10 protein-coding genes are annotated in these 13,260 nt (G+C 45.5%); 7 read left to right on the top strand and 3 right to left on the bottom strand.

Annotated features, from left to right (window positions below):
- The first annotated feature begins 27 nt into the window (after positions 1 to 27).
- Positions 28 to 2,703: a YhgE/Pip domain-containing protein gene (locus NSS82_RS08850; RefSeq protein ID WP_076106146.1), complete on the top strand. Its 2,676-nt coding sequence runs from the start codon at positions 28 to 30 to the stop codon at positions 2,701 to 2,703.
- A gap of 82 nt (positions 2,704 to 2,785) precedes the next feature.
- On the opposite strand, the gene NSS82_RS08855 is transcribed toward NSS82_RS08850, so the two are convergent.
- Positions 2,786 to 3,760, bottom strand: a complete 975-nt coding sequence (locus tag NSS82_RS08855; RefSeq protein ID WP_036675684.1) for an aldo/keto reductase family protein — start codon at positions 3,758 to 3,760, stop codon at positions 2,786 to 2,788.
- Between the two features lie 66 nt (positions 3,761 to 3,826).
- Here NSS82_RS08855 and NSS82_RS08860 point away from each other — a divergent pair, with 66 nt between their 5' ends.
- Positions 3,827 to 4,534 carry an SGNH/GDSL hydrolase family protein gene (locus NSS82_RS08860; protein WP_051490864.1) on the top strand — a complete coding sequence of 236 codons (708 nt, stop codon included), beginning with the start codon at positions 3,827 to 3,829 and terminating at the stop codon, positions 4,532 to 4,534.
- A 41-nt stretch (positions 4,535 to 4,575) separates the two neighbouring features.
- Here NSS82_RS08860 and NSS82_RS08865 read toward each other — a convergent pair whose 3' ends face one another.
- Positions 4,576 to 5,346: a DeoR/GlpR family DNA-binding transcription regulator gene (locus NSS82_RS08865; protein ID WP_036675683.1), complete on the bottom strand. Its 771-nt coding sequence runs from the start codon at positions 5,344 to 5,346 to the stop codon at positions 4,576 to 4,578.
- Positions 5,347 to 5,590: 244 nt separating this feature from the next.
- Here NSS82_RS08865 and NSS82_RS08870 point away from each other — a divergent pair, with 244 nt between their 5' ends.
- The 4 genes from NSS82_RS08870 to fucU are packed head-to-tail and all read left to right on the top strand — an operon-like array spanning position 5,591 to position 9,940.
- Positions 5,591 to 7,354 (top strand): L-fucose isomerase, encoded by a 1,764-nt coding sequence (locus tag NSS82_RS08870; RefSeq protein WP_051490888.1) that lies wholly within the window; start codon positions 5,591 to 5,593, stop codon positions 7,352 to 7,354.
- Between the two features lie 29 nt (positions 7,355 to 7,383).
- The gene (locus NSS82_RS08875) at positions 7,384 to 8,829 is read left to right on the top strand and encodes a rhamnulokinase (RefSeq protein ID WP_076106149.1); all 1,446 of its coding nucleotides are present in this window, start codon (positions 7,384 to 7,386) and stop codon (positions 8,827 to 8,829) included.
- 20 nt (positions 8,830 to 8,849) lie between these two features.
- Positions 8,850 to 9,500 (top strand): class II aldolase/adducin family protein, encoded by a 651-nt coding sequence (locus NSS82_RS08880; protein ID WP_038569477.1) that lies wholly within the window; start codon positions 8,850 to 8,852, stop codon positions 9,498 to 9,500.
- A gap of 11 nt (positions 9,501 to 9,511) precedes the next feature.
- On the top strand, positions 9,512 to 9,940 hold the full coding sequence (gene fucU, locus NSS82_RS08885) for an L-fucose mutarotase (RefSeq protein ID WP_036675675.1): 429 nt from the start codon (positions 9,512 to 9,514) through the stop codon (positions 9,938 to 9,940).
- Positions 9,941 to 10,015: 75 nt separating this feature from the next.
- On the opposite strand, the gene NSS82_RS08890 is transcribed toward fucU, so the two are convergent.
- On the bottom strand, positions 10,016 to 12,007 hold the full coding sequence (locus tag NSS82_RS08890) for a beta-galactosidase (protein ID WP_076106152.1): 1,992 nt from the start codon (positions 12,005 to 12,007) through the stop codon (positions 10,016 to 10,018).
- A 264-nt stretch (positions 12,008 to 12,271) separates the two neighbouring features.
- Here NSS82_RS08890 and NSS82_RS08895 point away from each other — a divergent pair, with 264 nt between their 5' ends.
- Complete coding sequence (locus NSS82_RS08895) at positions 12,272 to 13,243, top strand: ABC transporter permease (RefSeq protein ID WP_076106155.1); 972 nt, start codon at positions 12,272 to 12,274, stop codon at positions 13,241 to 13,243.
- Positions 13,244 to 13,260 lie beyond the last annotated feature (17 nt).

Consider the following 13,260-nt stretch of genomic DNA (forward strand, 5'->3'; position numbering starts at 1 on the left):
AAACATGCAGATTAGGGGGAGCAGCGAATGGGCGGAATACTACGGATTTATAGGAACGATTGGCGTAACTTATTCAGAGTTCCTGTGGCCGTATTGCTGGTTGCCGCTTTGGTGGTATTGCCCTCCGTGTATGATTGGGTGAACGTTGCGTCAGTATGGGATCCTTATAGCAATACTTCTGGCATTAAAATTGCAGTTACCAGCTTAGATGAAGGTACTAAGGTACAGGAGAAGGATTTTAATATCGGGAATGAGGTCATGGAAAGTCTTCGGAGCAATAAAAACCTGGGCTGGACCTTTGTAGATGCAGAGACTGCACATAATGGTGTCAAACGCGGAGACTACTATGCCAGTATTGTTATCCCTGCTAATTTCTCCAAACGAATGACTGGAATTCTTGAAGGAACGATTGTGAAACCAGAGATCGAATATACCGTCAATGAGAAAATAAATGCGATTGCTCCTAAAATCACGGATAAGGGCGCCACTTCAATCACCACACAGATCAGTGAGAATTTCACGGAAACGATTAGTGAGACGGTATTTACTGTTTTAAGTCAAATCGATAAGGAATTTCAATCTGAATTGCCCATTATACGCAAGGTAGAAAAAGGATTGTTTAAATTAGAGGCGAGCCTGCCAGAAATTGAAACCGCAGGTAAACGTGTATTGAAAATTCAGGAAAATTGGCCGCAGATTCATGCTTCAGCAGAGCGTATTTCCACATTGGAGAATAAGCTGCCAGAGGTGGAAAAAGCGGGTGAGGCTTTAGAGAAAATTGCTGAGCATTGGCCGCAAATCGCGAGTGCCTTAGATCATTTAGGAGGGCTACAGGACAAGCTGCCCAAGATTGAAGAAGCGGCACAGCTAATCGTTCAACTTGATAACCATTATGGTGAAGTTGAACAGATCATGGCTCAGGCCTCGCAAGGTCTTACGGAAGCGCATAAGATCGTTAATGCTGCCTTAACAGCGCTGCCTGAGGCAGAAAAGATTGCCACTGCCGGAAATGATTTTGTTCTGGAGCTTCAACAATTTTTGGAGAAGAGCAGTGCTGCATTTGAAGCTGTTCCAGCAGCTATCAAACAGAATCTTAATCTCCTACAGCAAACGGAGAACTCAGTGGTCAAGCTTGCTGAACAGTTAAAGGGAGAGGATAACGAGCCGCAAGCTGTACGTGAGCAGCTGGAGGTGCTCTCAGCACAGTTGGCTGCAGGAAGCAGCGTGATTGAACACACACTTTCTATGTTAAATGCATTGAACACATTTTCACCTGAAACAGTGTCTATTGCTGATCTTGCAGCATTGAAAGGTGTAGACAGTGTTTTGAACAGTCAGAAGTCCTTGGTAAATGCTATGGCGGCTGACGTTCAGAATAAGGATAACGCTGATTCCAGTGCAATTAACCAATTGTTCCTAAAGTCTGGTCTTGGGAAGCTGGCGATTGCGAAGCTTATCTCAGGGTATGATTCGTCGACAATCCCTGCCATAAAAAATACACTGGAGCAAATAACTTCGGCGGCAGATGTCACAGCCACCGCATTGCAGCAGGTGCCAGATCGCTTACCCGCGCTGGGTACCCTGCTGGAAGAGACAGTGTCGGCGATTGAGTTTGGGCAGACAAGCTTAGCTAGTCTGCAGCAGGATTTGCCAGCTATACGCGAAGCGGTCCACACAGCAGCCAGTGGGGTTGCCGATCAGACCCAGGGCTTTGGTGCCTTCATCCGAGATACACTTCCGCTATTGGAGAGTAGCTTGCCTACTGCAGGGGAAAAGATACAGCAAGCTGCGAACTTCGTGCGTCAGGATCTGCCTACTGTAGAAGAGCGGGTTCATCAGGTCTCGGAGTTGATTCGTACAGGACTCCCCCGTGCGGATAAAGGAGTGGCGCTTGCCGCAGATTTGGTGAGAAATGATCTTCCAGTACTGGAAGACTCGATTCGAAAAGCCGCTTCCACGATCCGCCAAATTAAAGAGGAAATTGATCTGGGGGAGATTGCACAACTGCTCGGAGGAGATATTAAGAGCAAAAGTGATTTTTTGGCCAATCCGGTAGTGTTAAAAGAGAATAAGTTATATCCCATTCCGAATTATGGCTCGGCAATGACTCCTTTTTATGTGGTACTTTCCTTATGGGTCGGAGGCACACTGCTTGTCTCCCTTCTCCGCACAGGTGTGGATACGGGTGGGCTAACGTACAAAAGATATCAATTGTATTTTGGCCGCCTGCTGACCTTCCTTACGGTGGGAATTCTTCAGGGGCTGGTGGCTGTCCTTGGCAACATTTTTATTCTGCACTGTTATGTGGTGAATAAGGTGTGGTTTGTACTTTTTGGAGTGTTAATCAGCATCGTGTTCGTAACCATTGTATTTACGCTTGTCGCTGTATTTGGCAACCTGGGAAAAGGAATAGCGATCGTGTTCATGGTGCTTCAATTCTCTAGCTCCGGCGGTACATTTCCGATTAGTACGACAGGGCGTTTTTTTCAAATATTAAATCCGTATATGCCGTTTACCTATGCAATTAGTCTGATGCGGGAGGCGGTTGGGGGAATTCTGCCAGAAGTGGCGATTCGTGATGTGATCTATCTGATTATCTTCGGTGTGCTGGCACTCTTGCTGGCATTACTCCTCAAGAAATCACTGGAGCCTTTTATCCATAAGGCTTCTGAACAAGCCGAAGAGTCTAAATTGATTTCTTAAAGAAAAAGAGGATGTGCCTAAGCCATGGTGATGGCTTTTGGCACAACCTCTTTTGTGTACTATATGGCAAGTGTGCAATAGGTTATCTTGCAGGAGCAAAATCAGCTACTGGCTTAAGAATCTCCTCGATCTGCTGTAAAGTATCAGCGGAGAGTACCGCATCTACAGCTTTGGCGTTTTCTGCAACTTGTTCTGGCTTACTGGCACCAATTAATGCTGAACTTACACCAGGCTGGCGCAGGATCCAAGCCAATGCCAATTGCGACAGCTTCAGGTCTAAACTGTGAGCGAGTTCAACCAGCTGTCCAACCACAGACAACACATCATCACGGAGGTAGCTGGAGATTACACCATTAACTGAATTATCCGCAGCACGGGTTCCTGCTGGAGGTTGTTGTCCCGGTTTATATTTGCCAGTCAGAATTCCTTGCGCCAGTGGAGAGAAGACCACTTGGCCCAACCCCTCACGCTGGGATACTTCAAGGACCTCGTCTTCAATATAACGTTCGAACATATTATAGATGGGTTGATTGGAGATCAGTGGACGCAGATTCAGTCTGCGGCTGATACCAGCAGCATTAGAGATTTGGGCTGCGCTCCATTCGCTAACAGCGGAGTAGAGAATCTTGCCTTGAGCTGTGAGATCATCCAGTGCGCGTAGAGTCTCCTCTACAGGGGTCTCTGTATCGAAGCGATGACAATAATATACATCAATATAATCAGTGCCTAAGCGGCGGAGGCTGGCCTCGCATTGCTCCATAATGTGCTTGCGGGACAAGCCACGATTATTAACATCGTCTCCCATGGGGAAAAAGACCTTTGTGCTTAGCACATAAGATGATCTTTCATAGGAACGTAGAGCAGCACCCATCGCTTTTTCGCCTTCGCCACGGTTATATGCATTAGCCGTATCAAAGAAATTGATACCGCATTCAAAAGCTTTGCTTATACAAGCATCGGCTGCCTTTTGCTCTGCTGCGGTTCCATATGTAAGCCAACTGCCTAGTCCGATCTCACTGATTTTGAGCCCTGAATTGCCTAGTCTTCTATATTTCATTTTTCTCTTTCCTCCTTGTATTCTATATGATAACTTTACTTGTATTATAGGAGACATTCAAGTTGAATGATTAATATACTAGTAATCAAGGAGATGAAAGATTCAATGACTAATCCAGCTACTAAAAAATCAAAAGTGATCTTATTTCAGGGTGACTCCATTACGGATGGGAATCGAGGTCGTGATGAAGACCCGAATCATATTCTTGGACATAGCTATGCGTATATCATCGGAGGCAAGCTAGGGAATGAGCGGGCAGAAGAAAATCTGGTATTCTATAACCGCGGAGTGAGTGGAGATCGAATCTCCGATTTATATGCACGCTGGAATGAAGATGCAATTAGCTTGCAGCCTGACATCATTAGTATATTGATTGGGGTAAACGATATTTGGAGAATGATGAAAGGGGAACCAAGTGGAGTTACGGACCGTTTTGAACGCGCTTACCGTCACGTACTTGAAGAAACACGTGAAGTTCTGCCACATACGAAGCTGGTTTTATGTGAGCCTTTTATTTTAAATACCGGAGCTCCAGCTGAACAGTGGACAGAATGGGAAGCGAAGATTACACATTATCAGGGAGTGGTTAAGCAGCTGTCTGAGCAATTTGATACAGTTTATGTACCTCTACAGGATGCTTTCAACGCAGCTGCAGAGAGAGCAGAGGCAGCCTATTGGCTGTGGGACGGCGTTCACCCGACGACTGCCGGGCATGATCTGATTGCTGGGGAATGGCTGAAGGTCGTTTTGGAAAGTGGTCTTTTAAACAATTAAGTTATAAAGTCATTATCTCTCTTTATCTATGCACCTACTGATCACTCAGCGGGCGCATAGATAAGAGATACATGGTAATTATTTAAGAAATCGATCCATTCCTCAGAAGGCTTCTGATCTGTAACGATATAATCCACTCTATCAAAGCTGAACAACTTAATGAACGCGGTCCGGTCAAATTTGGAGTGATCTACGAGCAGAACCACTTTATTCGCCTGCTGCTGCATAAGCACCTTCAGTTCGCTTTCTTCTTCATTTGAATCACTTAGACCGCCTGTCATGGACAATGCTTTACAGCTGAATATGGCTACATCCACATTATATTTTCGAATTGTCTGTGAAGCGGTATTTCCAACAAAGGAGCTGGTCTCGGGGCCTAAAATTCCACCTGTGGAAATCAGCTTTTGACCGGAGTGTTGAAATTCAGATAATACCACCAGAGAGTTCGTAATAATTGTCAGATTGTTTTTCTCCTCAATAATTCTACGCAAGGCTTCAAACACCGTTGAGCTCGTATCCGTCACCAAGCTGTCTCCATCATTGATTAATTGCAGTACATTATCGGCTATGATTCGCTTCGCTTCAATATTGACCTGATGCCTGCTGGTATAGGAAGGATCTTCATTGGTATGGGCGTTGAGAATGGCTCCACCATAATTTTTTTTGGCAAGACCTTCTTTGTCCAGTTTATCTAGATCCCGCCGAATGGTCTCTTCCGAGACGTTGAATTTTTGCGCTAGCTCTGCGACATGGACCTTCTTCTGTCTGTAAAGCTCTTTAATAATTAGATCCCGTCGTTCAAATGCTTTCATTCGTTCACTCACCTTTATATATAAATCGTCTGCTTTCTAGTGTACTACATTGTTGTTTAAATCTAAAAATAATTACATATTCACATAAAACCACAATATATAATAATTATATCACATAAAACCACACTTTTGTTTAGGTAATATGTTGTTTTGTGTTGACTAAAGCGCTTGCAGATTTTATGATGAAGGAGAAATAGATCTATTAACGATGACTCTAAGATGATCTTGAGGAGGAACGGCATTGATAGAAAACTATCCGAAAATTGGTATCCGCCCAACCATTGATGGCAGAAGAAGAGGCGTTCGTGAATCACTGGAAGAGCAAACGATGGGCATGGCTCAGCGGGTGGCTAAGTTTATTGAAGCGAATTTAAGGTATCCAAATGGGAGTCCTGTAGAGTGCATCATCGCCGATTCTACGATCGGTGGTGTTAAAGAAGCTGCTGCGGCGGCTCAGAAATTCTCCGGGGCTAACGTAGGGGTGTCGATCACCGTGACGCCTTGCTGGTGTTATGGCTCAGAGACAATGGATATGGATTCATCCATTCCGCATGCCGTGTGGGGATTTAACGGAACGGAACGGCCGGGTGCTGTGTATCTAGCTGCTGTTCTCTCTGCGTATGCTCAAAAGGGAATTCCTGCGTTTGGTATCTATGGTGAAGATGTTCAAGAGTCTAGCAGTGAAGAGATTCCAGCGGATGTGCAGTCTAAATTGCTACAGTTTGCTAGAGCAGGCTTAGCAGTTGCTCAAATGAAGGGGAAATCATATTTATCTATGGGTTCTGTTTCGATGGGGATTGCGGGTTCCATTGTGAATGAACAATTTTTCCAAGAGTATCTGGGCATGCGCAATGAATATATAGATATGTCTGAATATGTCCGGCGCTTTGAAGAAGAGATTTATGATAAAGAGGAATTTAAGCGGGCGCTTGCCTGGACTAAAGAAAACTGCCAAGTTGGCGCTGATAATAATCCGCAGCATCTGCAAATCAGTGCAGAAGAGAAAGAGAAGCAGTGGGAGACTTGTGTGAAAATGACATTGATCGCCCGCGACCTGATGATCGGCAATCCGGTTCTCGCTGAGCTTGGTTTTGAGGAGGAAGCTAACGGCCACAATGCAATTGTTGGCGGTTTCCAAGGCCAGAGACAATGGACGGACCATTTCCCTAACGGCGATTTCATGGAGACGATGTTGAATTCTTCTTTTGACTGGAACGGCAAACGGGCACCTTATCTCGTAGCGACAGAGAATGACAGCCTGAATGGGGTAACGATGTTGTTCAATTATTTGCTTACGAATACAGCACAAATTTTTGCTGATGTCCGAACCTTCTGGAGTCCCGATGCCGTTAAGCGAGTGACGGGTCATCAATTGGAGGGAGAAGCAGCTCACGGAATACTGCATCTGATCAACTCTGGTTCGGCAGCGCTTGATGGCACAGGTGAGCAGAGGATAGAGGGTAAGCCTGCAATCAAACCGTTTTGGGAGATTTCAGACGAAGAGGCTGAGGCTTGTCTAAGCAATACACAATTCCGGCCAGCTTCTCAAGAATATTTCCGAGGAGGCGGCTTCTCTACCGATTATTTAACCAAAGGCGGAATGCCGGTTACTATGGCTCGCTTGAACCTGGTGAAGGGGCTTGGACCTGTTCTTCAGCTTGTTGAAGGTTACACTGTAGAGCTGCCTGAAGAGGTTCATCATATTTTGGATCAAAGAACAGATCCGACCTGGCCGACGACCTGGTTCGCTCCTAAGCTAACTAACAGTGGTTCATTCCAATCGGTATATGATGTCATGAATAATTGGGGCGCGAATCATGGGGCGATCAGTTATGACCATATCGGGGCGGATCTAATTACGCTGGCGTCGATTTTGCGTATTCCAGTAAGTATGCATAACGTTGAGGAATCACGTATTTTCAGACCACGGGTGTGGTCGTTATTTGGGACGGAGAATCTGGAAGGAGCAGATTACAGAGCCTGTCAGAATTTCGGACCGCTATATTAAAATCTTCTTGTGAAGCAGGTGTACGTGAAATGGGTGATACGATTAAGCTTCTGGCTATGGATCTTGGCGCCAGCTCCGGAAGAGTGATGTTGGGATTGTATGACGGTAACACCCTTCGCATGGAAGAAATTCATCGGTTTGCTAATACCCCGGTGTATATTGGCGGGCATTTGTATTGGGATGTTTTGAAGCTCTTCCACGAAATGAAAAAAGGAATCCAGAGAGCTTATAGGGCGCGTGGAAAATTGAGGTCTCTAAGCGTGGATACGTGGGGAGTCGATTACGGTTTTATTGATAAAAGAGGGATGTTGCTCTATTCCCCCCATCATTATAGGGATAAGAGAATGGGAAGTCATCGTCTAGGGTTGGAGGTATTGCTTCCGCCAAGGGAGCAATTTAGCGTTACTGGTATTCAACCGAGCTTGATTAATACGGTTTATCAGCTGTTTGCTGATTATCAGGATAATGATTCTCTGCTAGAGGTCGCAGATACTATTTTAATGATGCCAGACCTGTTCCACTATTTGTTCTCTGGTATCGCGGCAGCAGAAAGCACGATTTGGAGTACAAGTGGCTTAATGGACGCTGTATCTGGTGAAGTCTCTACTGAAGTATTTAGCAGGCTTAGTATCCCGGTTAGCCTAGTGCCACAACAGGTTCAATCGGGGACGGTCATTGGTCCTATCCTTCCGGTAATACAAGAGGAGCTTAGCGTTGGTCCAATGGAGGTAATTGCGGGTGCTTCTCATGATACGGCTTCAGCAGTAGCTTCCATTCCGTATTCTCTTAAGGATAATGCAGCATTTATAAGCTGTGGAACATGGTCGATAGTGGGCATGGAGACGCCTGAAGCTGTCATTACAGAGAAAAGCTATGAATACGGATTCACAAATGAGCAGTGTTACGGCCAATCTAATCGTTTGCTCAAAAATATAACGGGACTATGGATTTTGCAGGAGCTGCAAAGGAATTGGGCAGAAGCGGGAAAATACGTCAGCCAAGGCCAAATGGTTGAGCTAGCTGAAACCATAAATCATGCCCCAGCAATTATTGATCCGAATGATGAACTGTTTAGTACACCCGGTGTGATGACCCAACGGATTAGAGAATATTGCGAACGAACAGGCCAGCAAGCCCCCTACACGAAAGCTGAGATTATTCGCGTCATACTTGAGAGCTTAGCAGAGTCCTATCGCCATACGATTAACGAAATGGAAGAGATCACCGGCAAAAAAATCAATATCATTCATATGGTCGGTGGTGGGATTCAGAATGAACTGCTCTGTCAGCTTACCGCTAATATTACGGGGAGAAAAGTTGTAGCAGGGCCTGTGGAAGCTAGTGCAATTGGCAATATAATTATTCAACTGGCTGCCCTAGGGGAATTGGAAATCTCCGAGGGCAAGCAGGTAGTGGAAAGATCTTTTGCCTTTAAGACATATCAGCCTTCTTTGGTGAAGGTTTGTGAAAAATAGGATACGAGGAGAGAAACCCTATGGATACATTGGAACAAAAATTACGTTTGCAGATTTGTGATATCGGGAGAAACCTGTTTAATAAAGATTTTATCGCGGCTAATGATGGGAATATTTCTGCTCGCTTATCAGAGAATGTAATTCTGACTACCCCCAGAGCGGTGAGTAAGGGATATTTAGAGCCTCATATGCTTGTAAAAGTGAATCTGCAAGGTGAAGTCCTTGAAGCTGCTGAAGGCTACAGACCCTCAACGGAAGCAAAAATGCATCTAAGAATTTATAATGAGCTGCCAGAGATGAAGGGCGTGGTCCATGCACATCCCCCGTATGCTACTGCATTTGCCATAAAAGGTGAGGCGCTCGACAAGATGATGATGCCAGAGTCGGTGATTATGATCGGAGATATTCCGTTGGCGGAATATGGAACACCATCGACGGAAGAAATTCCAGATTCACTGATGCCTTTCCTGGGCAAAAAAACTGCGGTCCTGCTCGAGAATCACGGAGCCCTTACTTGGGGAGAAGATGTTATGGAAGCATATCTGAATATGGAACGGCTTGAGTATACGGCCAAGCTCACCTTCATTACCCGGATGATTGGCGGGGAGAGAGAATTGCCGCAGCATCGGATTGATGAGCTGGTAGCGTTGCGATCATTTTATGGGAAGTAAAGAGGTGCCTTATGTTAAAAGGAATTCCTAAGCTGCTCTCTCCGGAGCTGGTGCGCATTCTGATGGAAATGGGTCATGGGGATGAGCTTGTATTGGCTGATGCTAATTATCCCGGACATTCGTTGAATCCGAGGGTACTGAGATATGATGGCATCGGTATTCCTGACCTGCTGGATGCCATCTTAGAGTTGTTACCTCTGGATCATTATGCAGAGCAACAGGTGGCTTTTATGGCAGTGGTGGCTGGAGATCCAACTGTGCCGGTCATCTGGTCCACATACGAGACTATCATTGCCAAGCATGATGCTGAAGCGACGATTAAACATGAGGAACGTTTTGATTTCTATAACCGTTCTAAGCAAAGTTATGCGGTTATAGTTACTGGTGAAGAAGCATTGTATGGGAATGTTATTCTTAAAAAAGGCGTTATTAAAAGTTAAAATAACGGAAATGAAGCCGCTAACCGCTTGGGTGACCAAGGAGTTAGCGGCTTTTTATGCTGTAAGGATAAGTATTTATAACCGGATTACTCTGTACTCATATGCACCAAGGGAGAGGGGGCCGCAGGCCACGGATTTGCCTGAGAGAACATCATGTCCGTCCCGCGGGAGTGTGAGACTTCCCCCGTGTCCATCCATATTTACAATGGTCCACACTTCGGTACCTTGGTCATTGCTTCTAGGGCAGACAAGGGTTCCCTTAGTGACATCACTGCGTACGGTAACACCAGTACGTTCTGCATAATGATCAATAAGTTTACATAACATTAGGTCACCTTCTTCACCGGCAGGCATTGAACCCAGCATAACAATAGTACCTTGTCCGTAAGGCTGCTCCGTCAGGAAGGACAAACCCGGTGTCACCCCCTCCGTAATCATTCCGAGACTGGAAGCGGACTCTGAAACGGGTTCAAAAACAGAACTCCACATGGACAAGGGAGCAGATACCCCAAAAGCGTGTCCAATCGTGCCTGTTAATTCCAGCGGATAGATAAACTTAGTTTTGACTCCTGCTAATCGCTCCAATTCCCCAAGTCCGGCATTCCTATGAAGGGTATGCTCCTTCGTTCGTCCTCCGGTAAGAGGACCGACAATCCAAATCCCGCCAGCTGCTGTGAAGGCCAGCGCACTTTCCACATACTCGGGGGACAAATAATGTACGAATGGAGTGAATAACAGCTTGTATCCGGTTAAGTCACCACCTTCGGGCAGCAGATCCCGGTGAATACCCATATGTAGAATTCTTTTGTAGAAATCGCCCAGCAGACTACGATAATTTAGCTTCCGATGAGGTTCAGTTGCGAGATAAGCTTTGGTTCTGTCCGAATAGGTAATCGCAACATCTGCCCGAAGGGGCCGGGTGGAGAGCATAATTTGTTCAATTTCTTGCCGTGCTTGATTGGCCTCCAGCACATTATCGTACCCTAGAGCGGGTTCTCCCCAGGCACTAAGGATCGAGCTATGTGTTTGTTCACTTCCGGAAGTATGCTGGCGCCAGAGCCAATAGCAAAATGCACCTGCACCCAGCGCATAGGCGGCAACCGCTTCTGCCTTCAGATATCCGTTCGGATGTGGCACACCAAAACTTACTAGAGATGCGGCAAACGAGGGTCCTGTCTCCATTATCCAGAAATCTTTTCCCGGCTTGAAATTTCGCCATAGATCACAGTTAAGCAGATAAGCATGCATATTTTCCTGTGAGGCATAAGAGTCGTAGGCGGCAAAGTCGAGATTCTGAAATAGCCGCTCATTATCTAGATGAAAAGCGACACTGCTGTTGTGGGTAATTGGTGCAGAGGAGTGGCGGCGGATAATATCAGCCTGCTCATCGGCGAATTCAGCGATTTTTTCCATTGAAAATAAGCGGTACATCGTCCGCAGAGATGAATTGTGGAGGAAAGGTGCGGGTCCTGGCTGTGGCACCTGATCAAAACGTTGATAAGTTTGGCTCCAGACGGCTGTTCCCCATGCCTCATTCAACTTTTCAATGGAGCTGTAGCGCTGCTGCAACCAGATATGCCATAAGCCTTTACAGGTCTCACACATGCACTCCGCCACATGCGCTTTGAATTCGTTATCGAGCTGCCAGGCGGTTAACCCCGGAAGTGCTCCGGTCTCCTTGGCAATATGCTCCGTAATGATGGCAGCCCGCTCACGAAAATAAGGATTGTTCGTACAGATATGCTGCCGTGCTCCATGTCCCATTACCGTTCCGCTCTCATCCACATAACAGCGCTCAGGATGTCCATGGGTAAGCCAAATGGGGGGTGTAGGTGTCGGCGTACACATTACTGTGTCAATTCCGTTTCTATGTAACCTTTCGATATATTTCACGACGGGACGGATATCAAGCTTATCTTCTTCTGGCTCCAAGGCAGACCAAATGAATTCTCCGATTCGTACGATATTAATCCCCGTTTCTTTCATTAGAAGGATGTCCTGCTCAAGCACCTCTTCACTCCATAGCTCGGGATACCAAGCAGCACCATAGTATAACTTGTTCTTCAATTCAGCTCCCCCTTTAAGGCAAACATTTGCTGGAAATCATCACTTGGAATCATAGGTTGTTAGGGTCTTGCGGGCAATAGTAAACTTTTGCGCGGTTTGGACTTTTTAGATAAAATGGGATTTTTAGCTTATATAGAGCGTTCAAAAAAGTCCGATTGCTGGAAAAAATCACTAGCAGCATAATAGGAGTCGCAGTAAGGGTGATTGCAGTAATCCATGGCTACAGTAATCGCGAGATGTACATGACAAATGGAGGTGAACAGGATGAAGCACGTAACAGTTCCGGGAACTGCAGAACAACAGCTAAAACCGCAGACCTATCGAAATATCCGGGTAAGAAGATGGAAACGTTTTAAACGTGATAAATGGTTATATATTCTGCTGCTCCCTGGAGTCCTTTATTTTCTTGTTTTCAAATATGTTCCGATGTGGGGCGTGCTGTTGGCTTTTAAGAATTACCAGCCGTTTCTTGGTTTTCAGAAAAGTGAATGGGTAGGTTTTGAGCATTTTCGTGTTTTTTTCCAGAATCCCGATTTCTTTATGCTGCTGCGCAATACGTTATTGTTATCTTTTTATAATTTGATTTTCTTTTTTCCGGCGCCGATTATTCTGGCACTACTTCTAAACGAAATACGGCTTTCCTTCTATAAAAAGACGATACAAACGATGATTTATGTTCCGCACTTTATATCCATGGTCATTGTGGCCAGTATGAGCTATGTATTTCTAACTACGGAAGGCGGGACTGTAAATGAGTTTTTGTATACGTTTACAGGCAGGAAAATAGACTTTCTAGCTAATCCCGACTGGTTCCGTCCATTGATTATTCTCCAGACGATCTGGAAGGAGTGCGGTTGGGGGACAATTATATTCCTGGCAGCGCTGGCCGGTGTAGATGTGGAGCAATATGAGGCTGCGGTAGTAGACGGTGCGAACAGGTGGCGGCAGATTTGGCATATTACGTTGCCTGCTATTCGCAGTACAATCGTTATTTTACTTATTCTTCGGATGGGAACGATTTTGGATAACGGTTTTGAACAAATTTATTTAATGATGAATGCTCTTAATCGTGAAGTAGGTGAGGTGTTCGATACCTATGTATACGCACTGGGAATCACCCAGGGAGCTTTTAGCTACAGTACAGCTGTTGGATTATTCAAATCAATAATCGGTGTGACGCTTGTGCTCGGGACGAATTGGATCGCCAAAAAATTTGGTGAATCCGGACTTTATTGAGAAGGGAGTAGCTTGCT

Origin of the sequence: Paenibacillus sp. FSL H7-0735 (genome assembly GCF_038008505.1) — a bacterium.
In the GTDB taxonomy this organism is placed as follows: Bacteria; Bacillota; Bacilli; order Paenibacillales; family Paenibacillaceae; genus Paenibacillus_AQ; species Paenibacillus_AQ odorifer.

Coding starts and splice junctions, on each gene's coding strand:
- NSS82_RS08895 (WP_076106155.1), top strand. CDS start 12,272: ATGAAGCACGTAACAGTTCCGGGAACTGCAGAACAACAGCTAAAACCG.
- NSS82_RS08865 (WP_036675683.1), bottom strand. CDS start 5,346: ATGAAAGCATTTGAACGACGGGATCTAATTATTAAAGAGCTTTACAGA.
- NSS82_RS08850 (WP_076106146.1), top strand. CDS start 28: ATGGGCGGAATACTACGGATTTATAGGAACGATTGGCGTAACTTATTC.
- NSS82_RS08880 (WP_038569477.1), top strand. CDS start 8,850: ATGGATACATTGGAACAAAAATTACGTTTGCAGATTTGTGATATCGGG.
- NSS82_RS08860 (WP_051490864.1), top strand. CDS start 3,827: ATGATTAATATACTAGTAATCAAGGAGATGAAAGATTCAATGACTAAT.
- NSS82_RS08875 (WP_076106149.1), top strand. CDS start 7,384: ATGGGTGATACGATTAAGCTTCTGGCTATGGATCTTGGCGCCAGCTCC.
- fucU (WP_036675675.1), top strand. CDS start 9,512: ATGTTAAAAGGAATTCCTAAGCTGCTCTCTCCGGAGCTGGTGCGCATT.
- NSS82_RS08855 (WP_036675684.1), bottom strand. CDS start 3,760: ATGAAATATAGAAGACTAGGCAATTCAGGGCTCAAAATCAGTGAGATC.